Raw genomic sequence first — 26,783 nt, 5'->3', positions numbered from 1 at the left:
TTTCTAATATTTAAAACGTTCCTGCTAACGCTTCCACACAACGTTCACAAATGTTAGGATCTTCTTTTGATTTCCCAATATGAACCGAATAATTCCAACAGCGATCGCATTTTTCCCCATCGGCTTTCACCACACCAATTCCCAAATCTTCAAACTGTTGATTATAGGGTAAACCGTTTAAAGGTGCGGGAGTATCTAATAGTTCAACCTGGGAACAAATCAACAGATAACGCAATTCATCCACCCCATTATTATCTTTTAATTCTGTAGTTTTGGGGTTCATTTGTTGCATCTGTTGACGCAAATCCTCATCCGCAATATATAACAACACTTTGGCTTCTAAGGAGGCGCCAATCATTTTGTCCTGACGGGCTTTTTCCAAGACAACATTAACATCACTTCTAATTTGTCGTAACTGTTGCCATAACGTCCCTAATTCTGGCTTTTCCCAGTGTTTTTCTAACCTTACCCAACCCGCTTCAAAAACCGAAGTCTGGGGCGGAGAATAGGGAATATTTTGCCAAATATCCTCGGCTGTATGGCATAATACGGGGGCGATCGCCTTCGCCAAATTCTCTAACGCCACGGCTAAAACCGTTTGACAACTCCGACGCCGAAACCCATCAGCCCCACTAATATATAACCGATCTTTGGCAACATCTAAATAGAAATTAGATAAATCCACCACACAGAAATTCTGAATCACCTGGAAAAATCGGAAGAATTGATAACTTTCAAAAGACTCTGTTACCTCAGTAAAAACCTCCGTAATCCGGTGTAACATATATTGGTCTAATTCCGGTAATTCCTCGTATTTAACCGTATCTTTACTCGGATCAAAATCATGCAAATTCCCTAATAAAAATCGGGCAGTATTTCTGATTTTGCGGTAAACATCTCCCATCTGTTTCAGGATATTTTTACCCAGAGGAACATCGGAAGAATAATCGACCGAAGACACCCACAACCGCAGAATATCAGCGCCATAGGGGGGTTCTTGCTGTTGATTTTTCCCTCCTTCAATCACAATTGCGGGATCAACCACATTTCCGATGGATTTACTCATTTTCATCCCCTTTTCATCGAGGACAAATCCATGGGTTAATACGGTTTTATAGGGAGCATGACCAGAGTTAGCCACACTGGTTAATAAACTCGATTGAAACCAGCCGCGATGTTGATCAGAACCTTCTAAATACATATCCGCCGGATACTTTAATTCGGGACGTTGATTAACAACAGCCGCCCAGGAAGACCCCGAATCAAACCACACATCCATGGTATCGGTTCCCTTGCGGTAAGTCTTGCCATTATTATGATATTCTACGGGTAATAATTCCTGAATGGATAACTCCCACCAGGCATCCGAACCCTTTTCGGCAATAATAGTTTGAACGTGATTAATTGTTCTTTCATTTAATAACGGTTCGTTGGTTTCTTCATCATAAAAAACCGGAATCGGAACCCCCCAACTCCGTTGTCGAGAAATACACCAATCACTGCGATCAGCTACCATGGAAGTAATCCGATTTTCTCCTTGGGCGGGAATCCATTTGACCTCAGAAATCGCTTTTAAAGCCGCATCTCGGAACCCTTCCACGGAGGCAAACCATTGTTCTGTGGCTCTAAAAATTGTGGGTTTTTTCGTGCGCCAATCGTAGGGATATTTATGTTGATAGGGTTCTTCTTTTAATAGGGAATTAACGTCCGTTAAAGCCTGAATAATTGCCCCATTTCCCTCTCCTAAAACATTTAATCCTTCAAATTTTCCCGCTTCATCGGTAAAGTTTCCTTGATCATCCACGGGGGATAAAATCGGTAAACCATATTTTTGACCGACAATATAGTCTTCCTGACCATGACCGGGGGCGGTATGAACTAAGCCCGTACCGGATTCGGTGGTAATATAATCTCCCCCAATAACTATCGGACTTCTCCGATTAAATAGGGGATGTTTATAGGTAGAATTTTCTAAATCCTGACCTTTAAAAGTGGCTTTAATGGTTAACGAATAACCCAAAGTTGCTGATAATTGTTCCGCTAAATCCGCCGCCACAATTAAATATTTAAACGCAGTAGGTTTTTCACTTTCCCCCACTTCCACAACGGCATAATTTAAAGCCGGGTTAACCGCAACGGCTAAATTACCCGGAATTGTCCAAGGAGTTGTTGTCCAAATTGCTACCCCTAATTCCGATAGAAAGGGCGCTAATAATTCCCGCAAAGGTTCAGATACGGTTAATAGTTTAAAAGCGGCAAATAAACTGCGGGAAATGTGACCTTCTGGATATTCTAATTCCGCTTCAGCTAAGGCGGTTTTTGAACTGGGACTCCAGTGCACGGGTTTGTGTCCTCGGTAAATATATCCCTCTAAAAACATCTTGCCAAATACACCAATTTGGGCGGCTTCATATTCGGGTTTTAAGGTTAAATAGGGGTGTTCCCAGTCGCCCCAAACCCCATACCGTTTGAAACCGGTTTTCTGTTGTTCAACGGCTTGTAAGGCGAAATCTCTGGCTTTGTGACGCAAAGTTAAGGGGGTTAATTGTTCCCTTTCCCCGGCTTTCATGTTTTGTAATACTTTCAATTCAATGGGTAAACCATGACAGTCCCACCCGGGCACATAACGAACTTTACGACCCTGTAAAATTTGATAGCGATTAATAATATCTTTAAGAATTTTATTGAGAGCATGACCAATATGCAGCGTCCCGTTCGCATAGGGGGGGCCATCATGTAAAATAAATAATTCGCCGGGGTTATTTTGTGATAGGCGTTGATAAATTTCCTGTTCAGCCCAAAAGGCTTGGATTTCCGGTTCTCGCTTCACGGCGTTTGCCCGCATATCAAATTTTGTTTGGGGCAAGTTGACGCTATCTTTATAGGATTTGGCTTCTGTCACAACAGTATCCTGAATGATTCTTGTTAATTGATTTGTATTGTATCCTAACATCGTAGTGAGCCCTTCACGCCTCAATTATTGATCTGCAAGTCGCAAATCGTAGTGAGCCCTTCAGGGCTCAATTATTGATCTGCAACTAAGACAGTGAACTTGATCTACAAAACCCGCCCTACCGGAGTAAGACGGGTGGGATGAGAATTAGAGTAAATTAGGAATGGGTAACGGCGTATTCGTTAATAGAATTCAGGGCATGATCTCCGGGTGAAATTGTAACTTTCCCCTCTTGATCCACATCAATAAATGCCCGATCGCCATCCTTAATTGTTCCAGCTAATAAGGCTTCAGCTAAGGCATCTTCTAACAGATTCATTAAGGCTCGACGTAAGGGTCTGGCGCCATAATTCGGGTCAAAACCCACATTAACTAAATGATCTTTAAACCCTTCACTGACGGTTAAAGTAATATCTCTTTCGGTTAACCGAGCCAGCAGATCTCGAAGTAGAATTTCGGCAATTTGTCTAACTTCGGATTTTTGCAATTGACGGAAGACAATAATTTCATCCAAACGGTTAAGAAATTCTGGCCGGAAATATTGTTTGAGTTCCTCATGGACTAAATTTTTAATCCGGTTATATTGCTGATCTTCTTGAGAAGTTGCAGCCCATTCAAATCCTAAACCGCCACCACCTTTTTCAATTACCTTAGAACCGACGTTCGAGGTCATAATAATTAAGGTATTTTTGAAACTGACCGTGCGACCTTTGGCATCGGTTAAACGTCCATCTTCTAAGATTTGTAATAACAAATTGAAGACATCGGGATGGGCTTTTTCAATTTCATCAAATAGCACCACCGTATAGGGACGACGACGGACAGCTTCAGTTAATTGTCCGCCTTCGTCGTAACCCACAAATCCCGGGGGAGAACCGATTAATTTAGACACCGTATGTCGTTCCATATATTCCGACATATCTAAACGAATCATCGCGTCTTCTGCCCCGAAGAAATAGGTCGCTAGGGCCTTAGTTAATTCGGTTTTTCCGACTCCCGTGGGGCCCGAAAAAATGAAACTGGCAATGGGGCGATCGGGATTTTTTAATCCTACCCGGGCACGACGAATGGCGCGAGAAACGGCTCCTACCGCTTCATTTTGACCAATTAAACGTTCATGTAAGATATCTTCCAATTTCAATAATTTTACCGATTCCGATTCGGTTAATTTATTGACATTAATCCCTGTCCATGCAGCTAAAATTTCGGCAATATCGTCTTCAGTTACGACTAAACCCGTACCCGCGATATCGGTTTTTTGAGTCGGGGTTTCCAGTTTATCTTTAATTTCCAATTCCCGATCGCGCAGTTCACTGGCTTGATCGAAATCTTGGAGTTTAACAGCCGTTTCTTTTTCGCCAATAACTTTAGTTAATTCCCGTTTTAATTCCCGCAATTCGGGGGGAACTTTGGAATTCATCACCCGAACTCGGGAACCCGCTTCGTCAATTAAATCAATGGCTTTATCGGGTAAAAAGCGATCGCTAATATAACGATCGGATAGGGTCGCCGCCGCGTATAGGGCCTGATCGGAAATTGTTAATTGATGGTGTTGTTCGTAGGCGCGACGCAACCCGAACAGAATTTCCACGGTTTCTTCCACGGTGGGTTCGCCGACCATCACCGGTTGGAACCGCCGTTCCAGGGCCGCATCCCGTTCAATATATTTGCGGTATTCATCCAGGGTAGTCGCCCCTAAGCATTGCAACTCACCCCGGGCGAGGGCGGGTTTGAGCATATTGGAGGCGTCCATTGTCCCTTCGATGGAACCTGCACCCACAATGGTATGAATTTCATCGATCACTAAAATGATATTTCCGGCGGTACGAATTTCTTCGACGATGGTTTTTAGGCGTTCTTCAAATTCCCCCCGAAAACGAGTTCCAGCAATTAAAGTTCCCATGCTCAAGCTGATCACTTGTTTATTTTCGAGGACGTCGGGAACATCGTTATTGACAATGCGTTGGGCTAAACCTTCGGCAATGGCCGTTTTTCCGACGCCGGGTTCACCTACTAACACCGGGTTATTTTTGGTGCGTCGTCCCAGAATTTGAATTACCCGCTCAATTTCCCGTTGACGACCGATCATCGGGTCAAGTTTGCCTTCGGCGGCTAGTTGGGTGAGGTTGGTGCCGAATTCGTCGAGGGTGGCGGTTTTGGTGGACTTGCTGCGACCGCCTCCTCCGGGGGCGACGGTGGCTTCTTCCCCAAGGGATCGAATTACCTCAGTCCGCACTTGAGAACGGTCAACCCCTAGATTTTCGAGGACTTTGGCGGCGACTCCTTCATTATCTTGGAGGAGTCCGAGTAAGATATGTTCGGGGCCAATGTAGTTATTCCCCATTTGTCGCGCTTCCTTCATCGCGGTTTCAAAGATGCGTTTGGCCCTAGGGGTAAAGGGAATTTCTACCGGGAGGAAACCTGACCCGCGACCAATAATGGCCTCGACTTCTTTTTGGACTTCCCGCAGGCTTAACCCTTGTGCCTTCAAGGTTTTGGCAGCGACACTGGTTCCTTCGCTCATTAAGCCCACAAGAATTTGTTCTGTTCCTACAAAGTTATGTCCCAGGCGTCGGGCTTCTTCCTGAGCTAACATCACCGCCTTAATTGCCTTATCCGAGAAGTATTCAAACATTTTTTCTGCTCACTCCCTATATAACGTTTATTTTTATGGAGTTGTCATCCCTGGTGGGGAGACGATGATAGGTTTTAATGTCCCGATGTAAACTTTTATTGAGATACTACAATCTAATGTAACGTTATTTGGTCAAACGTGCAGTGAGGACACCCGTAATTTTGATATGGGGTTGCAAACTGACCAATTCCCCCCATTACCCATTCCCTATTCCCCATTCGCTTTTATATCAGAATTAAAGGAAGAAGCAGAAATAAATAAATAGGGTAATAAAAACCCAATAATTGTTTGTTACACAAAATGATAATAATGCTATAATATAATCAGAGAAAAATCTGATAGTAGTAATTTTTAATCTGCCAAATATTCTGATCTATTGATATCGAATTGAAGTAAAATTAAGGAGGATAATTATTATTGTGGTTTTGGTGCGTGCGCTTTGCTCACACACCCTGCGGGTTGGCGATTGCCTGCTTCTATAAATACTCCAAATGATTCTTCATTTCCTCGGCATTCAGTATCTCCCAAATTAATACTAACCCTTGCAAAATTTGCCCAATAGATTTACTGCTTTGTGGACAGTAAACAATACCCGAATGGGTAAAACCAGCATGATGTAGTCTCAAAAAATCCGTATCCTGAGTAAAAACAACTCGCTCTTGAGACCGGGCAAATTCTAATTGTTGTTCGTCAGATTTCCCGATCATTTCTTCTTCTGGAGTCGTACTAACATCAATTCTACGTCTTCGCAACCCACTTGCTATAGCAAGAGTTATATTTTCATCTAAATGAAATTTAATTTTACCCATGCTGACGATTTTTTAATTTTTGTTGCAATAGTGATGGGGTTTCAGTTTGCAATTGACGGGCAAATTCTTCGTCAGCTTTGATGGCAGATCGGATTTCATCTCGATGATCATGATAATAGGCTAAAGCTGCATAAATATCAGATAAGGTAATACTGGGATAATGATAAAGAATTTCATCAGGCGACATTCCCATTTGCTCATGCCAGATAACAATATCCTGAACTCTAATTCGATGTCCAGCAATACGGGGTTTTCCCCCACAAATTCCAGGGGTAATTTCAATATGTTCTTGAATGACGGTAATAGACATAATAAACCGATGGTAACGGGAAAATTAGCCTCGCAATATTATAACATACTTCCATCGAATTGAGGTAAAATTAAGGGGAATTATTATTATTCTGGTTTAGGTGCGTAGGCGTTGATAGCCACACCCCACGGGTTGATGGGATGATTTAAACTTTTTGATCTGAAACTCAAAATAAATATCGTAGGGTGGGTAAGCCCGGCGCACGCACCAACGCCTAAGAGGGTTTGGAGACCCAACCCCGACAATCATTTTTTTGTGGAATTAGGAGTTAATTGAAGCCCTGGAGACGCAGAAGGACTAGGTTGATTATATTTTTTCAACCAATCTTTCCCGACTTGAATGGTTAAGTCAGATTCTAAAAATCCCGTACTTTCTACCACAACCTTACCAAAACCCAGGGATTTTTGTAAAGATTCAGCACTCTTAATATCGCCATCCTGAGCGACAATTTTAGTTTCTTCTAAGGGTTCTGTCCAAGGTTTAGAAATTTTGACATTCCAAAATCCCTGATCATTTAAAGTGCCAACCAATTTATCAATAGCCTCAGAACTATCATTACTATCTTGAATAGCAATTCTTAAATCTTTGGGATCAATATTATCAAATTTCCAAACATCCTGACCAAAATCAAAATGTTGAGCCACTATATTTTCTAAACGGGCTGCATCGGGTAACCAATAGCTGGCTCGATATTCTTTCGGGTCACTAAATTCCCCTGGAACCATTAGCATTTGTACATTTTCCCGTTTAATATTAGTGGCAAAATCAACTAAGGCGACTAATTCTTCTAAACTTAAATTGGTATCAATATGAGACTGAACAATTGACATAACTTGAGGCAGTTTAGAAATGGTACTCACATTTAATGCTTGTTCCATGAACTCCCGAATTAGCATTTGTTGACGTTGTACCCGTCCGATATCACCTAAAGCATCATAACGGAAGCGTAAAAACTGTAAGGCTTGCGCTCCATTCAGGTGTTGTTCCCCTTGTTTTAAATTAATATAGAGATGTTGGCTATCATCTTGATAGTGCATATCTTTGGGAACGTAAATATTCACGCCTCCCATGGCGTCAATTAATTTTTCTACCCCTTGCACATTCACCCGCACATAACGGTCTATTCCCACACCGCCTAATAACTCACTGGTGGCTTTTGCACTTAACGCCGGGCCGCCATAATAGTTAGCATCATTAATTTTAGTCATTCCCCGACCTTCTACATACGTCCGAGTATCCCGGGGAATGGATAATACTTTTAACTGTTTATTAGCCGGATCAAAGCGGATCAATAGCATTGTATCCGATAACCCTTTAAAGGAATCCACCAAGGCATGGTATCCCGCTTGCGGGTGGGAATCATCTTCCAAATCTGAGGTTAAAACCTTTACCCCCATCACCAGAATATTCACCGGGCGGGTTAATTCTGGCAGTCTCATGTTGGTAGTCGCCATTTGACCTTTAGAAAAAACCGCCGCTTCTTCGGGGGTTAGTTTTTGCTGTAATAGAGGTGTTGTCGATAGAGACACGGCTAATAAAGCTCCGGCGGTGGCCGAAATCATGGCGACTCCAGCCAAACCTAAACCCAGTCCTAACCACCGTCCAGGACTAGATTGAGCTAATTTCCTGAGATTGGGTTTTGACGGGTTTGGCAATGGTTTTTGACTCTGATATCTTGGTGCTGACACGGACTTCCTCACACAATCAATAAATAATTTTTAGAGAGAATACACTGATGGCGAAATCGGGGATTGTTTTAGAACCAACCTATTATGGCAGATGTTTGCCTAATACTTGTTCAGCTAGGCGGCTAATTCCAGGAAGCCATAGCGGTTGACGTTTCCAGACTTTAATCATTAAGCCTAAGCTGACAATAAAATAACTGCTTGTCAATAGACTACTGGTTAATAACATCGGCAGGGTGATCGATTCCGCACTATAAGCTCCAGTTTCTAACAATATCAGTGCTGTTAACCAACTGAACGCTAACACAATCACTAATCGACTGACGGCTTGTTGTTGTTTTGTTCCTGACCGTCGATATAGTGTCCACAATGCCGGGAAGAAACCCAATATGGGAATTAGATAAACAAATAACTGCAACCGTTCATGTTCAGGATTCTCATACAGGGGATTGGTTTTCATAAAATAGAAAATAAAGTAAGCACCGAAAACAGAAAATATTTTCTCAACATCTAAAACCAGCAAACCCAATACCCCGATTCTGATACAATGGTGACAACTTGAGATGCAGGAGAACAGATTACCCCATGACCGCAACCCAGAAACCGATTGTTATTTCCCCCTCCATATTATCAGCAGATTTTAGTCGTCTTGGTGAAGAAATTCGGGCGGTGGATGAAGCTGGCGCCGATTGGATTCATGTTGATGTGATGGATGGTCGCTTCGTTCCCAATATTACCATTGGGCCATTAATTGTGGAAGCTATTCGTCCGGTAACGAAAAAACCCCTGGATGTCCACTTAATGATTGTGGAACCGGAAAAATATGTCGAAGGTTTTGCCAAAGCTGGCGCTGATATTATTTCGGTTCACGCCGAACACAACGCTTCTCCACACTTACACCGAACCCTGGGTCAAATTCGAGAACTGGGTAAACAAGCGGGTGTGGTTCTGAATCCTTCTACTCCCTTAGAATTAATTGAATATGTCTTAGAACTTTGTGACTTGGTGTTAATCATGAGTGTTAACCCCGGTTTTGGCGGTCAGAAATTTATCCCCGGAATGGTGCCGAAAATTCGCGCCCTCCGTCAAATGTGCGACGAACGAGGTTTAAATCCCTGGATTGAAGTCGATGGCGGTCTGAAAGTCGATAATACTTGGCAAGTCTTGGAAGCCGGGGCTAACGCTATTGTGGCGGGTTCGGCGGTGTTCAATGCCCCTGATTATGCTAAAGCTATTGAAGGAATTCGCCATAGTAAACGTCCTAGCCCTGAGTTAGCAACGGTCTAATATTCCATCATGAAATGTTTGCTACAGATTCCCCAGTGTAGAGACGTTGCATGCAACGTCTCTACACCGTGGGTAGAGGGATAATCTGTAGCATCTATAATTGGATTTCATTAATCTGAATTTGATCGGATTTTTCTATATTATTACCCCCCTTGATGATCGAGAGGGTTAATTTTATGTAAAAATTTAACAACTTACTCTTTTCTTCATCGCCTCCTGATGCTAAGATTCAATTCAGAAACTTGAATTTAGTAAAGTTAAACTTTATAAAAATAGGGTAAAAGCCATGGGGATTAAAACTGCTATTATTGCTGGCTTGTTTTCTTTAGTTCTTCCTGTATTTGTTCCCGTTGCTTTCGCAACATCGAATTCTGGTTCAGGAATCACAGAATCCTGGCAGGAAAACGGTAATTCCGGGGTAAACTCCAGCGTTACAGACACAGAAACGGCTAAACGGGAACTGTTTTCTGAACCCTTTTATCAATCTGAACCTCAGCCCCCTCGCCATCGGGAACGGGTATTATCCCAAGGCACTCAAGGCTCCCAAGTCACGGGGTTACAACAACGGTTAAAAGCCCATGGGTTCACCCCGGGTAAAATTGATAGTGTTTTTGGCCCACGGACAACGGCATCGGTGCAGGCGTTTCAGCAGGCTAAGGGATTAGAAGTGACGGGTGTTGTAGACCGCGATACCTGGCAAGCTCTATCGGCGGAGCCCCAAGTGGCTAGTTCAGTTCCGGTTAATCAGGAGGGTGTTTTATCCAGAGGTTCCCGGGGAACGGATGTTCGTGTATTACAGGAACGTTTAATGGCTAAAGGCTATCGTCCCGGCCCGGTTGATGGGATTTTGGGTTCTCGCACCCTGGCGGCGCTGCATGAATTTCAAATTGCCCAAGGCTTAGAAAGCAGTAATCAAGTTAATCAAACAACTTGGACAGCTTTGAATAGTGAATCGTTGCTTCCCGAAACCCCCGCTCGTTTAACAGAAGAAAATCCTAATTTGAATGAGAACGAAAACACAGATTTAGGAAGTAGTTCTGAAGAAAAAGTCTTCAATTTAGACGGGTTCACGAACTAAAATCATTCCCACCCCTAGAGACGTGCAAAGGCGCGTCTCTTTTTCTCTCTTTGAATATTGAGGGGAATCATGGCATTATCATTAGAAATTAAACGGGTAACATCTAGCGATTTAGGTTTATTAAACCAATTATATACAGAAATAGATGGAGAATCTCCTCTGTCTCTATCGGAGGTTGAACAAATTTTTGAGCAAATTCAGCAAGTTCCCAACTACAATATTTATATTGCATGGCTGAACGGTGAACCAGTGGGTACATTTAGCTTATTATTTATTCCGATGATTTTGCATCACAGCAAATCTGCGGTTATTGATGCCGTGATTGTCACTTCTGGTTACAGAAACCAAGGAATAGGTAAAGCCATGATGCACGAAGCTCTCAAACTCAGCCGGGAGGCGGGATGCTATAAAGCCATGCTGTCGTCTAATTTAAAACGGACTAACGCCCATCAATTCTATGAGTCTTTAGGGTTTAAACAGCATGGTTGGAGTTTTATTCTGGAACTGTAACCCAAAACTTGAGATTTTAGGGTAATTTATTAAAGGTATTTTGTCTGAACACACTTAACTCCGAACACGATGAATATTCTTGCTGATTTTCTATCTAAACCAACTCAAACTAATTCCCCTCAAGTTAAAAAAAGTGGCAGAGGAATCTATATTAAATCACCTCAAGAAATAGAAACTATGCGACAAGCCGCAAAAATTGTGGCAACGGTATTAAAAGAAATTTCCGAACGGGTTGAACCAGGGATGACCACGGCGGATTTGGATGCTTATGCAGAAAAACGGATTCGGGAAATGGGAGCAACCCCAAGTTTTAAGGGATATCATGGATTTCCGGCTTCTATTTGTGCTTCTATTAATAATGAAGTTGTTCATGGCATTCCTAATCGTAGAAAAGTCATTCGTACCGGAGATGTTTTAAAAGTCGATACGGGTGCTTATTATCAAGAATTTCATGGAGATTCTTGTATTACTATTGGGGTGGGTGAAGTTTCTCCAGAGGCAAAAAAATTAATTAAAGTGGCTGAAGAAGCCTTATATAAAGGCATTGAACAGGTCAAAGCGGGAGCTTATTTACTCGATATTGCGGGAGCGGTTCAAGACTATACAGAAGCCAATGGTTATAAAATTGTAGAAGAATTTACAGGTCATGGAGTGGGAAGAAATCTACACGAAGAACCCTCGGTTTTTAATGCCCGTACCCATTCTTTACCTAATGTTAAATTGAAGGCGGGAATGACTTTAGCTATTGAACCGATTCTGAATGCGGGTTCTCGATTTACAAAAATTTTATCGGATAAATGGACAGCCGTAACCATTGATAATGCCTTATCTGCTCAATTTGAACATACGGTTTTAGTCACAGAAACCGGCTACGAAATTTTAACAGATCGTTCTATAATAGGTTAAGGAATAATAATCAGTTATCAATCGTAGGGGCGGGTTCATCAAGATTTAGGCGATTAACAAAGATATAAAAGAACCCGCCCCTACCCATTCGTAATTCGTAATTCTTAATTCCCCCAATGATTCGCATTCAAACAGTTAACTATTCTGAACATTTAACAGAAATTAAAGCAATTCGACATCAAGTTTTTGAACTTGAACAAGGAGTTGATCCTGAATTAGAATTTGATGGGAAGGATGAATCAGCCCAACATTTATTAGCCTATTTAGATGATTATCCGATTGGAACCCTGCGTATCCGCTATTTAGACCCAGAAAAAGCTAAAATCGAACGGTTAGCTGTTCTGGCGACCGCTAGGGGAATGGGCATTGGTCAACAATTAATGGAATGTGCCCTAGAAGCGATCGCTCAAACTTCGATTAAAATAGTGATTGTTAATGCTCAAGTTTATATTAAAAATCTCTATTTAAAATTAGGATTTGAAACAATAGGAGAACCTTTTCAAGAAGCTGGAATTGCCCATATTAAAATGATTAAATATTTAGGAAATAGGCAATAGGAAAAGTCGTAAATTAACCCAAATCAGAGGAGGGTTTGGAGACCAAACCCCTACAATATCTTTCTATGGGTTCTCTGGGCTTTTCTCCGGTTGGGTGGGGGGGGATTGTAACTCGGATTTAACTGAAGTTGGTGGTTTGGGTTTGGGGGTTGGGGTTGGGGACGGTGGGGCTTCCTCGGTTTTCTCATCTTTAGGAGATTCAACTTCCACCTCCGGGGGAGAAGATTCAGCCATGACTAATCCCCGTTGTTTAACCCGACGAATCAATAAATTAGCCACTAATGCGGTAGCTCGGTTATCACTTTCTAAGTTAAATTCCGAATCATCGGTATCTATTTCTACATAACGAGATACCACTTCCATGATTTCCTTACGCATGGCTTCGACCATTTCCGCCGATAGATCAGCCCGGTCATGGGCTAATACCAACTTCAGGCGTCGTTTAGCCTCCTCTCGACTGGTTTGATTATTTCGAGGAAAAAGTCTTTCTATGAGTTCATTAATTTTCATTGGGGTTTACAGGATGAATACAAAAAGCCACCAGATCAACAATTTCAAGATATATTTTTAGCCAACTTTAGGGGATAGAAAACGACGCAGTTTGGCAAAAAAACCTTCTGGACGGGGGTTAAGGTCAAGGAACGCTACTTTTTCTCCTTCAATTCTACGCACCACATTCGTGAACGCTTGGGCTGCTTGGGATGGGGTTTCTGATAACACCAAAGGTTCTCCTTTATTGGTAGAAACAATCACATTTTCATCATCGGGAACCACCCCAATTAAAGGAATTGCTAAAATTTCTTCCACATCCTGTACCGACATCATATCGTTGGCTTCCACCATTAAGGGCTTAATCCGATTAATTAATAACCGAATTTTTTTCACCGAATTTGCCTCTAATAAACCAATCACCCGATCCGCATCTCTAACGGCTGAAACTTCGGGAGTAGTGACAATAATTGCTTCTTTAGCAGGGGCGATCGCATTTTGAAATCCCTGTTCAATGCCCGCCGGACAATCAATAATAATATAGTCATATTTCCCCTCTAACATCGCCACTAATTGCTTCATTTGATCGGGGGTAACAGCCTCTTTCATCCGGTTTTGAGCCGCGGGTAATAAAACTAAACGGGATTCTCGTTTATCTTTAACTAAAGCTTGTTCCAGGCGACATTCTCCCGATAAAACCTCCATTGCCGTGTAAACAATCCGATTTTCTAAACCCAAAAGTAAGTCTAAATTTCTCAGACCAAAATCCGCATCAATTACGACAACACTGTGGCCCCGTTTTGCCAAACTCATACCCAGATTAGCGGTACAAGTAGTTTTTCCCACCCCTCCTTTTCCAGAGGTAATCACAATAACACGACTCATATTTTAAAAATTTGTATTCAGCAATAATCGATCCGGTGTTCAGAATAACCTATTTTATTGACACTTGGCGCATCACCCATCACCCATTACCCATTTATATCCAGGGTCAATACTCTAGCCTTGGCCACTTCCTTCGCGGGACTAATCCGAATTCCGGTGCTATTAACATAAGCCACTTCTGGGTAAAACTGTTCGGGGGAGGTTTCTGGGCCGCGCGCCACTTGATCCGCAATCCGAATTAACTTAGGTTCCATTTGCAAAGCCATAATTGAACTATTGCGGTTGCCTTTTGCCCCGGCATGGGCATTTCCCCGTAACCGTCCCCAAATAATAATATCCCCATCGGCAATCACCGAACTCCCCGGGTTCACATCCCCGACAATTACAATCGTCCCTGGATGACGAATATCTACCCCAGAACGCACGGTCATTTTCAAATATAAGGGCTCTGCTAAGGGGGCTGTAGCTGTCTCTGGCAGGGGTTGAGCCAGGGTTTCTCGCTCTATATCCTGATCGACGCTATAACCCGCCATAGCTGCTGCTACTGCGGTTTGGCGACGGCTGGTTTTAACCCGTTTGAGTTGGAGTTGGACTTCCGTTAATGCCTCAGCAATATCTTGGAGTTGACGCCCATCTAATAACCTATTTTCCGCCATTAGATAAACTTCCGTATAATCTTGTTCTGCGTGTTCACCCCCGTTCAGGCGATGTTTTAACTGTTGCCAGAGTTCTGTCCAGGTATTATTAAGGTTAGCATTAGTCTCGGTATCTTCACGGTTGTTTTCTGGAGGTAAAAATAACAATAACCGTCCCGCTTCAGTTTTGAACCGAACTTGTAAATTAGGATCAATCTCAGGTGAAATTACAGGAGATTCAGATTCAGTTATTATTGGTTCAGATGTTGGGGTATCTAAAGACATATTAGAAGGGAATAGGGATCACGGATTTAAGAGGATTTCATGGATTTCACGGATTTTAATCTGTCCCCCAATCAAGTCGAGGGCAGGGTTAATCTGCGTAATCCTGTAATTATTGTAAGCGATTAAGGACAATCCCTAACCCCCCAGTAGAAACCTTACAGGCAACGTCTCTACTGGGGTGAATGCTAAAATATATAATTTGAATTTCCAACAGAATTAAATTTCCCCAATTCTTTTTTGAACATTAATTTTCTTCCATAATTCCTGTTTAATTCGGTTGAGAATTGAAGTTTCATCTAAGGTTTCTAAAATATGTTGAACCACCGCTTTTGGCCCTTCTTCTCCCCAGGATGCACCATTGGCTAAATAAGCTTTTGTCACCTGTCCAATAGCATAACCAGAAACCCCGGCGATCGCAGCTTGGGGAATAGCAACAGATAGATAGGGAATTAATGATAATCCTCCGGTTGCTGGAGCGGTTAATCCTAATAGACTTTTTAAAGAACTTAAACCAAAATTTGCTACTAATTCACTGGCGGTAATTCCTCCCATACTTAAGGCAATTTTTTGTAATAATTCCACCGCCCCCTGTTGAGTCATGGAAATTCCATATAATTTAGATAGGGTTAAAATTAACGCTACATCGATCATTGCTCCGCTTAATAAATCAATCATCATCATGGGGTTTAAGGCGATCGCAATTGATTTAGTCATCACCCCATTCCAAATTATTCGGTTAGCACTAGATCCTCGAATTTCCATTTTTCGCCGGACTAATTTTTCATTCACATCCCCGGCATATAACATGGTATTTAAGGCGACTAATGATTTCCCTTCCTGATCCAAAATCTCTAAAATTTTTAACTTTAATTCCTCAATTTGAGGTTCTCCTCGGGTAATTTCGGCACTTAAAGTTCCATCGGGGCGACGAATAGCTTTAGCGACTAAAGGAGAAGCCGCCGCCATCACAATTTCATCGGGAGATAACAATTCTTTAACTCTTTCATCTCTAATTTTTTCATAAATTGCCTGTCGATCCGCTTCGGGATATTGATCAATTTTATTAAAGACTAATAACATTGGTTTTCCCGCTTCTCGTAATTGCGAAAGGGCATCATATTCAACTTGGGTAATATCCCCGGCGATGACAAATAATAATAAATCCACTTGTTGCGCCACCTGACGAGCAATTTGTTCCCTGGTTTCCCCATCTACTTCGTCAATTCCTGGGGTATCAATCAGTTCAATTTGAGAAATTTTATAGGAAACCGTAGGAATATTAGATGTCTGGTTATCGGTCATTTCCCATGGCTGAATTTGAGTAGTTTGGGTGACCCCATGAATTGGGCCAGTGATAAATACTTCTTGACCTAATAACGCATTTAAAACCGAAGATTTTCCCCGTCCTACCATTCCAAATACGGCAATTTGTACACAGGTACGGTCTAATTTATCCATCATTCTTTGCAACCCCCCAATATCGGGTTCTAAACCTTCTCTTTCTGTGGGAGTTAAGTCAAGATGGTCTACAATCTCCCGTAGGGCGTCTTGGGCATGACGTAAATTTAATTCCGCTTGTAGGTCGGTGAAACTCAGTAGAGTTGTATTAAGTTCGTCATCTAAAGTCATAAAAACCTCGTTTAATGGGGAATGGGGAATGGGGAATGGGGAATGGGTAATAGGTAATGGGTAATGGGTAATGGGTAATGGGTAATGGGTAATGGGTAATGGGTAATGGGAGTTAAATAAAAATCAATTCTAAATTGGTTTTATGGGTTGAGAATATATCCCAATTTTGTTTCAACCCTTCTACAAATTGAAAATCTGCTGTGCGGATAAGTTGAACAGGGGAAAAGTCTGGGAAATAAGGGTTGTGTTCTCTCTAAATGGATTCATCTGATATTCCCCATCCTCTAAATTACACACAAACAATGTAGGTTGCTTGGGTCTACCAATAAGCTTTCTCGGCCCCAATGCTGCGTAATCCAGAATCCAATATTCTTCAATTCCCATTTCTTCATAATCTCGAAATTTATTATAATAATCATCACGCCAATTCGTTGAAACCACTTCGACAATTAATTTCACTGAATCATAATTTTCGATAATTGATTCGCTTTCCCATCGAGGTTCAGACCCTAAAACTTCTTGATTTAAAACAATAATATCCGGTTCATAACCAGATTGTCCACGCTTGGGTTTGATAATCGATTCTCTAGGAATAGTCCATATACCACCTTTGCCCATCTGCCTAATTATAATTAATAATTGTTCCATCAGGGAACCTGTTAGATTTGAATGTTTTCCCCTGGGTTTGGGCATTTCAATAATTACTCCTTCATGCAGTTCATAACGAACTTCTGAGTTTTCGGGATACCAGTTGATAAATTCATCAAAGCTGTAGATTTTGGGTTCGGTTTGGGCTGAAGTCATCGGTCTTTCAAGAAAGTATCTGTTCTTATTGTGGCAAAAAAGTCAGTTATTGGGTCAATAAAAAAATTTTGCTGTCAGAAGATTTTACCTCTGCTGATGAAACTGTTCTCCATTCTTATTGACCATTTTAATTTTTTCAAGTTTATCTGATGAAAGACAAATCAACCCCGCCAAAGTTGGTACTTAAAGCAATATTTAAGTTTTCTAAGACTTTTACTAACCAGAGAACTCCATCTTGAGAACAGGACTCGTAATGATTAAATAAAATGGCGAATCGTTTTTCTAGGTAGGGTTTGACTTTTCGACAAATTAAAACTATTTTGAGTAATAAACCTACGGTCATGGTTGGCCCCACGTTGGCAATCAAATCGATAAAGACAAAATGATTGGGTTTTTGGGAACTTTCAACCACCAGAAAGTTTAATATTTGGTTACAAGTTCTCAGGAGGAGAAATTCATTAAAATTTTCATCATCACTATGGGGAATGGTATTCTGTAACTGTTTGTATAATTTATCATTGAATTGATTACGGATATAGGATGAATCAATAGATGTTGGGCTGATATATTCATATAAACTGTCTTTAAATTCTCGAAAAGATTGATTGGTTTGAGTGTGGGATAAAAAATTTTGAGCTAAATCTTTATAGGTTTGTGTCCCTTCTATTTTGCCCACAAATTGTTTCAAGGCTGCAAACAGTTCTCTATTATTTAAAAAAGTGGGATTAGGAACGGGAGAAACAATTTTTCTGGCTTCTTCTAGGGATGTCCGTCGGGCGATGGTGGCGAGTCGCATTTGATGGGCTGCATACTGGGATAAATCCAGTTCATATTTCCGTTGTTTCTGAACTTGAATTAGTTGAATCATTTGTTGATGTTCATAGGAACTATCATCACTGAGTAAACAATGTTTATAAAGATAGGGATAGCGAGGAATTAAAACTCTCAATGGTTCGGAAGATTGGGTTTTATAATCTAATTCAGCCGGCTGGTTAATGACTTCTGCAAATCGTTTTAAGGCGAGATACTGCTCACTTTTGGTAAATTCATAAACTAAATCTCCCAACTGACGAATATTTCGAGCATAGGAATAAACTTTGCGAATTTTAGGAATAGATTCATCAAAAAGTTGAATTAATTTATTAATTGCTGTTTTCCGTTGGGGAGAAGTATGCCAGCGATTCACTAAAATATAAAAACAGCGATTCAGGATATGATTAAAGTCCTGAACCTCTAATTTTGATACCACTAATTTATTTAAGGCTTTAGAAACCTCTAAATCTGGATATTCCGTTCCTTCAATAAATAATACATTCAGCCTTTCGATCAGTTGCTTAGGCTCCTCTATTTCTACCTTTTCGAGCAAATGATCATAGAGAATTTGTTCTTCTTTGAGGGTGGCTCGGTTAAAAGGATTGGCTAGATTGTTGTTCATTTTTGATTACCCATCTACTCAATTTGAGTGTGATTGTCTGGTTAGGTTTTCTGATCACTATAAATCTATGATTTTGACCCTGATTAAATTTTAAAATCAACCCTAAAATAGCAGTGTAGAGACAGGAATATTGGGTCGGATTACATCGGATTACAGATGATAGAACTTAGATTAAAAACTATGCAAAAAAAGTTTTTAAAAAGAAGTTGAACCCTTGATATTCTGGGCAGATACTTCCTAGAATATCTCGGTTATCCTGACCCGAGATCAAAGACTAACACCGCTATTCAGTTTAACAGATTTATAAAAGAACTATTAGGGGGAATAGTTGCAACTAATAATATATTTTCTGTGCTTGTTATGCTATTTTCAACAACTAGGGCTGAAATCGCAATCAATCTCAATAAAAACCGCCACAAAACCCGTGATATTTTAGAATATCATATCTGGGTAATCAATAATAATCAATTTTCAAGAGTTTCAGAGAATGTCTAATCTCATCACTCTCGGTCAGATTGCTCAGATTCTAGCGATTAATTCACCATTTTACAGTGATTCCACGGATTCTACAACCGTGATCGGGATCACCACCGATACCCGCAGCATTAAACCTGGAGAGGTGTTTTTGGCGCTACAGGGGGAACACTTTGATGGCCATAACTTTGTGGAACAGGCGATTAACCAAGGGGCGATCGCCGCAATTGTCACCACGGATTTTGCCCAAAATCACCCGGATTTACCCCTTTTCCCCGTTCCTAACCCCTTAAAAGCCTATCAACAGATTGCCCGATGGTGGCGGGATCAATTTCAGATTCCGATTATCGGGGTTACTGGGTCGGTGGGGAAAACCACAACCAAAGAATTAATCGCCGCCGTACTTGGAACTCAAGGTAAAGTCTTAAAAACCCAAGCCAACTATAACAATGAAATTGGGGTTCCTAAAACCCTATTACAACTCACGGCTGATCATGATTTTGCGGTCATCGAAATGGCCATGCGGGGAGCCGGACAAATTGCCGAATTAACCCAAATTGCGCAACCCACAATTGGGGTAATTACTAATGTGGGGACGGCTCATATTGGACTGTTGGGGTCAGAAGATGCGATCGCTCGGGCCAAATGTGAACTCTTAGCGGAAATGCCGAAAACCAGTTTGGCGGTATTAAATCAGGATCAAGAACGTTTGATCAAGACCGCCGCTAAAGTTTGGTCGGGAAATACCATCACCTATGGGTTAGCAGGGGGAGATCTGCGAGGAGAATTAATAGACACCCAAACCCTACGAGTCGAAGGAGTAGATTTACCCTTACCCCTACCCGGAGAACATAACGCCTCTAATTTCCTGGCTGCATTAGCCGTATTCCGTGGAATTTATGGGTCGCAAACCTCCTATACATTCCTTCAGCAACCAATAGCAGTACAGTTACCCGATGGCCGGGCGAAACGCTATGAATGGCCAGAAGATATTGTGATTTTAGATGAAACCTATAATGCCGGGTTGGAATCAATGTTGGCGGCTTTGCGGTTACTAGCTCAAACTCCAGGAAAACGCCATATTGCGGTATTAGGGACGATGAAAGAGTTAGGGGCGCGATCGCTCGAATTCCATGAACAAGTGGGGCGCAAGGTACGGGAACTGAATTTGGACGGATTATTGATTTTGGCAGAGTTTGAAGAAGCCAATGCCTTAGCAAAAGGGGCAGGGGGCATACCCTTAGTCGCCATTGTAGATAGTCAAACCGCCGATGCTCACCACCAAATGGCACAACAGTTGAAAGCCTTAATTCAGCCCGGGGATCGGATTTTATTTAAAGCTTCCCATTCGGTGCAACTGAATCGGGTTGTAGAATTATTAGGATCGGATTTTCAATAGAATCAAAGGGCAGTCATGATCAGTGATCACGCTTGAGTGATACCCTGAAAGATGGCAATATTAAATTCTTCTAAAGCTTTCCGAGACAAATCGGAATCAACTTGTATTAACCCATAAGCAAACCCATGGTCAGCACCGCAGAAAAAACAAATGTAGGCCACGTCACTCAAATCATTGGCCCGGTTGTAGATATCAAATTTCCCAGTGGTCACCTGCCGGAAATCTACAATGCCCTCAAAATTAGTGGCAAAAACGAAGTTGGTCAAGATATTTCTATTGTTTGCGAAGTCCAACAACTTCTAGGGGATGGTCAAATCCGTTCCGTATCCATGAGTACCACCGATGGTTTAGTCCGGGGAATGGAAGTTGTTGATACGGGCGCTCCGATTAGTGTTCCCGTTGGCCCAGCAACCCTAGGACGGATTTTTAACGTTATCGGTGAAACCGTCGATAATTTAGGCCCGGTGCAAACCCAGGAAACATCTTCCATTCACCGTCCCGCCCCAGCTTTTACTCAGTTAGAAACAAAACCCTCCGTGTTTGAAACGGGGATTAAAGTGGTAGACCTGTTAGCTCCCTATCGTCGGGGTGGCAAAATTGGTCTGTTCGGTGGAGCCGGAGTCGGCAAAACCGTTATTATTATGGAACTGATTAACAACATCGCTAAGGCGCACGGGGGAGTGTCCGTGTTCGGCGGTGTGGGCGAACGTACCCGGGAAGGGAACGATCTTTACAATGAAATGATCGAGTCTGGGGTGATCAATACCAAAGACTTGACCCAATCGAAAGTGGCTCTGGTTTATGGCCAGATGAACGAACCCCCCGGAGCTAGAATGCGGGTGGGTCTGTCGGCTCTAACCATGGCTGAATATTTCCGCGATATCAGCAAACAAGACGTGCTCCTGTTTATTGATAATATCTTCCGGTTTGTGCAAGCGGGTTCTGAAGTATCGGCTCTGTTAGGTCGGATGCCCTCGGCGGTGGGATATCAGCCCACTCTGGGAACGGAAATGGGTGAACTGCAAGAGCGGATCACTTCTACCAAAGAAGGCTCTATTACTTCAATTCAAGCGGTGTATGTGCCTGCGGATGACTTAACTGACCCCGCTCCAGCTACCACCTTTGCTCACTTAGACGCCACCACCGTATTATCCCGGGGTTTGGCTTCTAAAGGAATCTATCCGGCGGTTGATCCCCTGGATTCCACCTCGACGATGTTACAGCCGTCGATTGTCGGTAGCGAACACTATAACACCGCCCGGGCTGTGCAATCCACCCTGCAACGCTATAAAGAACTGCAAGACATCATCGCCATTTTAGGGTTAGATGAACTGTCGGAAGAAGATCGGATGACCGTGGCTCGCGCTCGGAAAATTGAGAAGTTCCTGTCTCAACCCTTCTTCGTGGCGGAAGTGTTCACAGGTTCTCCCGGTCAGTATGTCACCCTGGAAAAAACCATCAAAGGCTTCAATATGATTCTGGCTGGGGAACTCGATGACCTGCCCGAACAAGCTTTCTACATGGTGGGCGACATTGACCAAGTGATTGCTAAAGCCGAAAAACTCAAAGGCTAAGGTTGACCGACTGTTGTTGGGCTAGGATTGGGAGGGCTAAAGCCCAACAACGGCCCAACAACAATCATTTTTTGATCTCGATAATATTTTATTAACTCTTGACAAATGACATTAACTGTGCGTGTAATCGCCCCGGATCGGACGGTCTGGGATGAAAATGCTGATGAGGTGATTCTTCCGAGTACAACGGGTCAAGTGGGTATTCTGACGGGTCACGCTCCCCTGCTAACCGCCTTAGATACCGGGGTTCTGCGGGTTCGGTCGAAAAACAAATGGACTCCCATTGCCTTGATGGGTGGGTTTGCTGAAGTGGAAGCCAATGAAGTCACCATCTTGGTGAATGGTGCAGAACGGGGTGATACTATTGATTTAGAAGCAGCCCGTACTGCCTACACCAAGGCTCAAGCTGATTTAGAAGCGGCTGAAACTGGTGATTCTAAAAAAGCCAAAATTAAAGCGACAAAAGCAATTAAAAGAGCCAGAGCGCGGTTACAAGCGGCTGGTGGTAGCGTCGAGTGACAAACAAGAAACCGGGTTTCTACCTTAACCTTTGCTACTAACAGAAAGCTCAATTAAGAAACCCGGTTTCTGAGCCGTGCCAGGTATGCCAATTATTGAAATAAAACCCGTAGGGGCGGGTTCGACAAAATCTTTCAAATCTGACAAATAATCTTGATAAACCCGCTCCACCCCACCAAAATTTAACGTTAATAAAACCGGGTTTATATTGATTTCTATTATGGGGTTGGGCGGGTTTATTTAGGTTAATTATTATTCACAAAAATCCCGGCGAACCCGCCCCTACATTCAGGGGTTGGGCGGGTTTATTTAGGTTAATTATTATTCACAAAAATCCCGGCGAACCCGCCCCTACATTCAATCGATGTCATAAATCTTAGGGAAAATTATCAATATCTTCAGGTCTTAACATTCCCGCCTCTGTTCTTCCGGCAACTTCTAACATTTTATAGTCCCAATTCTGTTAATAATTCCTGCATCATTTCCCAGGTTAATCCCTGTTGAATATAATGGGGTTCGGTGGGATTGTAAGGACTTAATAGACGATCAATTTCCAGGATTTTGGCCGTATTAGGAATAACAGGAATATCAGGATCAAAAGCTGTGGGACGCATTAAGGAACTAGAAAATCCTTTAAAAATGGCAATTTCATCGAATTCGCCATCGATTTCAATTTTAACAATTAAAACTTCTTGAGGACGTTTAGTGGTATATTGTTCTAAGCGATTCATGATTAAAGTTCCTAATGACTTGAATTAAACGAGGCTAAATAGGAAAATTTTTGCAAGGGAAAATTAATAGTAAAAGTAGCTCCTTTTCCCTCCCCTTCACTTTCAGCTTTAACCGTTCCTTGCTGCAATGTCACTAACTGTTTGACAATCGCTAATCCTAACCCTAATCCTCCATGTTGTCGAGTGATGGAACTATCTGCTTGTCGAAAAGATTCAAAAATAGATGATAAGGAATCCTGGAGAATCCCTTGACCCGTATCCTGAACTTGAATACAAGCTTGAGTTGAATTAGCAGTTAAACTGATGGTTACCGCTCCTCCTGGGGGTGTAAATTTAATTGCATTATCCAAAAGATGCTCTATAATTTGTTGTACTCGTTCTGGATCTCCAGCCACACTATCAACAGATTCATCTATTTTTATTTGTAGTTCAATTCCTTTAGTTATTGCCAAAGGTTCAAACATTTGTAAAACCGATTGAATCACCGACCGTAAATTAACTGAACTCAAATTAATCTTAGTTTTCCCTTGTAATAAATTAGAAATATCTAATAAATCTTCAATTAATTTCGTCAAAGCTTTAGCATTACGTTCCATGGTTTCTAAAGCGATTTGGGAACGTTCCGGGGTTAAAGAACGGGTACGCAAGAGATATAACCAACCCAAAATAACATTTAAAGGCGTTCTTAATTCATGGGAAACAATAGCTAAAAATTCATTTTTTAACTGATTAGCTTTAGCTAATTCTTCCGTTTGTTGTTGCAGTCCGGTTAAAGCTAGTTGTAATTCTCGTTTTCTTAATGCTAATTCCTGGGCTAAGGTTTCTAAATCAACACTTTGAGTGGTTAATTCCTGCTGCAATAAATCTCTTGTCCGTTTAATAATAATCCAATTACTCACCCTTGCCCGTAATTCTTCCACAGAAAAGGGTTTCATCAAATAATCTTGCGCCCCTTCTCGTAACAATTGTACCCGAGATTCATCATCTGTTTTAGCAGTTAAGATCACAATGGGAGTAATATTCAATTCTGGATAAGTGCGAACTTTCTGCACCATTTCATCCCCACTCATGCCCGGCATCATAATATCACTAATAATTAAATCGGGATGGAGGGCGAGTGCTTGATATAAACCTTCCTCTCCATTCGTCGCAATTGCGGTGTTATAGTCCGAGGCTAAAGTTGTACAGACAAAATGACTCATGGTTGGATTATCTTCTACCACTAATACCAAAGGTTTTTCCGGTTGGGAAAACATTGATAGGGGTGGATCAGATCCCAAAGTTTTGAGTTCATCTAACCAAGGTTGAACCTTCTTGTTATTATCTATATTCGGAGTAAAAATCAAAGATTCATCTACCGTTTCAGAGGTTGTTTTTAAGGGAAACTCCACGATAAACAATGCACCTCCCTGGGGTGCTTCCTCAACGGTAACATTCCCTCCTTGAAGCTCCACAAATTCCTTAACAATGGCTAATCCTAATCCCGTCCCCCCAAATTGCCGACTCAAACCCGTATCAACTTGACGAAACCGTTCAAAAATTGCCTGTCTCAGTTCAGGAGGAATACCAAATCCAGTATCTTGAACCTGTAAAATTGCCCAAGGAGAATTATTTTTCTCAGACAGGGATAAACCGCAATAAATTCTACCGCCTTGGGGTGTAAATTTAAAGGCATTTGAAAGTAAATTCAATAAAACTCTTTCTATTTTTTCTCCGTCTATTTCTACTAAAATCTCATCGGGTGTATTCACAACAAATTCTATATTTTTTTGCTGTGCTAAACCCTCAAAATTTGCTGCCATTACTCGCACTAACTGAGCAACATCCACCGAACTATAGTGAAGCTGCATTTGACCTTCTGCTAATTTTGAAACATCTAATAAATCATTAACTTGTTTCAGTAATAAGCGAGCATTTTGTTCAATAATTTTAAGATCTTTATGATGTTTTGGAGTAATTTCTGGTGAGCTTAATAGTTGTTCCGTTGGCCCCAGAATCAAGGTTAAAGGAGTCCTCAGTTCATGACTCATATTGGCAAAAAACTGAGTTTTTAGGTGGTCTAATTCCTTGAGTTGACCGTAAATACTTTCTAATTTTTGATTAGCAACCTCTAAATTTTGATGACGTTTTTCTGACAGATGAGCCGTTTCAATTAAGCCTAGGGCTTGGGGAACTAAAGGAGGTAATGCTAAAGCAGTAACGACAGAAACAAAAGCCGTAATCACTTTAATCATCCCTGATAACCAATACATCGGATTCCAGAGTGTCCAGACCTCCATAACATGAGTAATTCCACAGGCAATAATAAAGGTTCCAAAGGCTAAAAACATCCAATGAAAAGGAATTTCTCGACGGGATTTATGAACAAAATAAACCAATGTAATGGAAATCGAAAGATAGGCTAAAGCAATCATCAGATCGGAACTAACGTGCATCCATACCAGTCCGGGTTTCCACAGAAAACAATGACCATGGGGAATAAAACTAGACCCATTAAATAGGATATTGAAAACGTCTGGTATAACACTTTCAATTGAAATCGGAATCGATAGGATAACCAGAGGAATTGAAAGAATCGGATTGCATGGAGTTGTGATCATTGTCACCACTGATAATATAAAGATGGGTATTTAGGGGATATATATTCTTAGTCTAAGCTACTCTAGGGCAAACAGAGTTTTGAACACCAGCACGACAACTACTCAGGGATATATCAACGCTTCCCACCATGATCGAAAAATTGGGTCTAAAATCCTTAACTTCGTAGTTAGGCTTTATCAAGAAAATGGGTTCCACTTCGGCAGGCTCAGTACACGGCTTCTAGGACGGCTTTATATTGGTGGGTTGTCTATTGGCATCTGATGGTGCTACTATTTCCCATAACACCGAAAGGTAAAAAACCTGTCTAAAAACCTAGTCGCCTAACGGCAAAACGCGCTCACCTTGACAGTTGGAATCTATAGGGTTCTACTGCAAAGTTCTAGCTCTCCCCAGCAGTGGGTAAAAGATTCATGGGAGCTAAACAACCAGTTTTTTGAAACAAATTTGTTTCAAGTTAAAAAAGAACTCGCAGCAGTTCAACAGGCTCACTGCGAATAGGGTAGGGCATACCCGAATTTACGCTTGGGGAGAATCCCACCTCTGGTCAGAGCACCCAAAGGTACTTTAGATTAAGTGGTTTCGCTGAACCAAGA

The 26,783-nt window shown here is 41.7% G+C and carries 22 protein-coding genes; 8 read left to right on the top strand and 14 right to left on the bottom strand.

Going from position 1 to position 26,783, the window contains the following annotated elements; all coding sequences use genetic code 11:
• Positions 1-10: 10 nt before the first annotated feature.
• The 6 genes from ileS to AC2D3N_RS01275 all read right to left on the bottom strand — a co-directional run bounded on the left by ileS (position 11) and on the right by AC2D3N_RS01275 (position 8,852).
• Entirely contained in the window at positions 11-2,902 is a 2,892-nt protein-coding gene (ileS, locus tag AC2D3N_RS01300; RefSeq protein ID WP_484692551.1) for an isoleucine--tRNA ligase, read from the bottom strand.
• A 208-nt stretch (positions 2,903-3,110) separates the two neighbouring features.
• On the bottom strand, positions 3,111-5,588 hold the full coding sequence (locus AC2D3N_RS01295) for an ATP-dependent Clp protease ATP-binding subunit (RefSeq protein ID WP_484692550.1): 2,478 nt from the start codon (positions 5,586-5,588) through the stop codon (positions 3,111-3,113).
• 476 nt (positions 5,589-6,064) lie between these two features.
• On the bottom strand, positions 6,065-6,397 hold the full coding sequence (locus AC2D3N_RS01290) for a DUF5615 family PIN-like protein (RefSeq protein WP_079679853.1): 333 nt from the start codon (positions 6,395-6,397) through the stop codon (positions 6,065-6,067).
• Positions 6,390-6,707, bottom strand: coding sequence for a DUF433 domain-containing protein (locus AC2D3N_RS01285; protein ID WP_079679854.1), 318 nt, complete (start codon positions 6,705-6,707; stop codon positions 6,390-6,392). Before AC2D3N_RS01285 ends, AC2D3N_RS01290 begins: the two co-directional genes overlap by 8 nt.
• 245 nt (positions 6,708-6,952) lie before the next feature.
• Complete coding sequence (locus AC2D3N_RS01280) at positions 6,953-8,362, bottom strand: LCP family protein (protein WP_484692549.1); 1,410 nt, start codon at positions 8,360-8,362, stop codon at positions 6,953-6,955.
• Between the two features lie 115 nt (positions 8,363-8,477).
• Complete coding sequence (locus AC2D3N_RS01275) at positions 8,478-8,852, bottom strand: hypothetical protein (RefSeq protein WP_079679856.1); 375 nt, start codon at positions 8,850-8,852, stop codon at positions 8,478-8,480.
• 125 nt (positions 8,853-8,977) lie between these two features.
• On the opposite strand from AC2D3N_RS01275, the gene rpe reads away from it, so the two are divergent.
• From rpe to AC2D3N_RS01250, 5 genes are all read left to right on the top strand, one after another.
• A complete protein-coding gene (rpe, locus tag AC2D3N_RS01270) occupies positions 8,978-9,679 on the top strand; it encodes a ribulose-phosphate 3-epimerase (RefSeq protein ID WP_083620943.1) in 702 nt (233 codons plus the stop codon).
• Between the two features lie 286 nt (positions 9,680-9,965).
• Complete coding sequence (locus tag AC2D3N_RS01265; protein WP_079679858.1) at positions 9,966-10,757, top strand: peptidoglycan-binding domain-containing protein; 792 nt, start codon at positions 9,966-9,968, stop codon at positions 10,755-10,757.
• Positions 10,758-10,826: 69 nt separating this feature from the next.
• Entirely contained in the window at positions 10,827-11,267 is a 441-nt protein-coding gene (locus tag AC2D3N_RS01260) for a GNAT family N-acetyltransferase (RefSeq protein WP_079679859.1), read from the top strand.
• 69 nt (positions 11,268-11,336) lie between these two features.
• The gene (gene map / locus AC2D3N_RS01255) at positions 11,337-12,173 is read left to right on the top strand and encodes a type I methionyl aminopeptidase (RefSeq protein WP_484692548.1); all 837 of its coding nucleotides are present in this window, start codon (positions 11,337-11,339) and stop codon (positions 12,171-12,173) included.
• Between the two features lie 116 nt (positions 12,174-12,289).
• On the top strand, positions 12,290-12,730 hold the full coding sequence (locus tag AC2D3N_RS01250) for a GNAT family N-acetyltransferase (protein ID WP_484692547.1): 441 nt from the start codon (positions 12,290-12,292) through the stop codon (positions 12,728-12,730).
• A 63-nt stretch (positions 12,731-12,793) separates the two neighbouring features.
• Here the strand turns inward: AC2D3N_RS01250 and minE are convergent, their stop codons facing one another.
• The 6 genes from minE to AC2D3N_RS01220 all read right to left on the bottom strand — a co-directional run bounded on the left by minE (position 12,794) and on the right by AC2D3N_RS01220 (position 18,892).
• The gene (gene minE / locus AC2D3N_RS01245) at positions 12,794-13,240 is read right to left on the bottom strand and encodes a cell division topological specificity factor MinE (protein ID WP_484692546.1); all 447 of its coding nucleotides are present in this window, start codon (positions 13,238-13,240) and stop codon (positions 12,794-12,796) included.
• Between the two features lie 57 nt (positions 13,241-13,297).
• Complete coding sequence (gene minD, locus AC2D3N_RS01240; RefSeq protein WP_484692545.1) at positions 13,298-14,104, bottom strand: septum site-determining protein MinD; 807 nt, start codon at positions 14,102-14,104, stop codon at positions 13,298-13,300.
• A gap of 86 nt (positions 14,105-14,190) precedes the next feature.
• A complete protein-coding gene (gene minC / locus AC2D3N_RS01235; protein ID WP_484692544.1) occupies positions 14,191-15,024 on the bottom strand; it encodes a septum site-determining protein MinC in 834 nt (277 codons plus the stop codon).
• 216 nt (positions 15,025-15,240) lie between these two features.
• Positions 15,241-16,653, bottom strand: coding sequence for a GTP-binding protein (locus AC2D3N_RS01230; RefSeq protein ID WP_484692543.1), 1,413 nt, complete (start codon positions 16,651-16,653; stop codon positions 15,241-15,243).
• A gap of 180 nt (positions 16,654-16,833) precedes the next feature.
• A complete protein-coding gene (locus tag AC2D3N_RS01225; protein ID WP_484692542.1) occupies positions 16,834-17,457 on the bottom strand; it encodes a Uma2 family endonuclease in 624 nt (207 codons plus the stop codon).
• 142 nt (positions 17,458-17,599) lie between these two features.
• Positions 17,600-18,892: a hypothetical protein gene (locus tag AC2D3N_RS01220; protein WP_079679867.1), complete on the bottom strand. Its 1,293-nt coding sequence runs from the start codon at positions 18,890-18,892 to the stop codon at positions 17,600-17,602.
• Between the two features lie 487 nt (positions 18,893-19,379).
• On the opposite strand from AC2D3N_RS01220, the gene AC2D3N_RS01215 reads away from it, so the two are divergent.
• The 3 genes from AC2D3N_RS01215 to atpC all read left to right on the top strand — a co-directional run bounded on the left by AC2D3N_RS01215 (position 19,380) and on the right by atpC (position 22,858).
• Positions 19,380-20,765 carry a UDP-N-acetylmuramoyl-tripeptide--D-alanyl-D-alanine ligase gene (locus AC2D3N_RS01215; RefSeq protein ID WP_484692541.1) on the top strand — a complete coding sequence of 462 codons (1,386 nt, stop codon included), beginning with the start codon at positions 19,380-19,382 and terminating at the stop codon, positions 20,763-20,765.
• Positions 20,766-20,890: 125 nt separating this feature from the next.
• A complete protein-coding gene (gene atpD / locus AC2D3N_RS01210) occupies positions 20,891-22,339 on the top strand; it encodes a F0F1 ATP synthase subunit beta (RefSeq protein ID WP_079679869.1) in 1,449 nt (482 codons plus the stop codon).
• A gap of 105 nt (positions 22,340-22,444) precedes the next feature.
• The gene (atpC, locus tag AC2D3N_RS01205; protein WP_079679870.1) at positions 22,445-22,858 is read left to right on the top strand and encodes an ATP synthase F1 subunit epsilon; all 414 of its coding nucleotides are present in this window, start codon (positions 22,445-22,447) and stop codon (positions 22,856-22,858) included.
• Between the two features lie 446 nt (positions 22,859-23,304).
• On the opposite strand, the gene AC2D3N_RS01200 is transcribed toward atpC, so the two are convergent.
• Together AC2D3N_RS01200 and AC2D3N_RS01195 are read right to left on the bottom strand one after the other, a co-directional pair.
• Complete coding sequence (locus tag AC2D3N_RS01200; RefSeq protein WP_079679872.1) at positions 23,305-23,589, bottom strand: DUF7734 family protein; 285 nt, start codon at positions 23,587-23,589, stop codon at positions 23,305-23,307.
• An 11-nt stretch (positions 23,590-23,600) separates the two neighbouring features.
• On the bottom strand, positions 23,601-26,189 hold the full coding sequence (locus AC2D3N_RS01195; RefSeq protein ID WP_079679873.1) for an ATP-binding protein: 2,589 nt from the start codon (positions 26,187-26,189) through the stop codon (positions 23,601-23,603).
• Positions 26,190-26,783 lie beyond the last annotated feature (594 nt).

The organism is Planktothrix sp. PLAVEN19ND (assembly GCF_057220675.1).
This window is presented reverse-complemented; position numbering and strand designations above follow the sequence as displayed.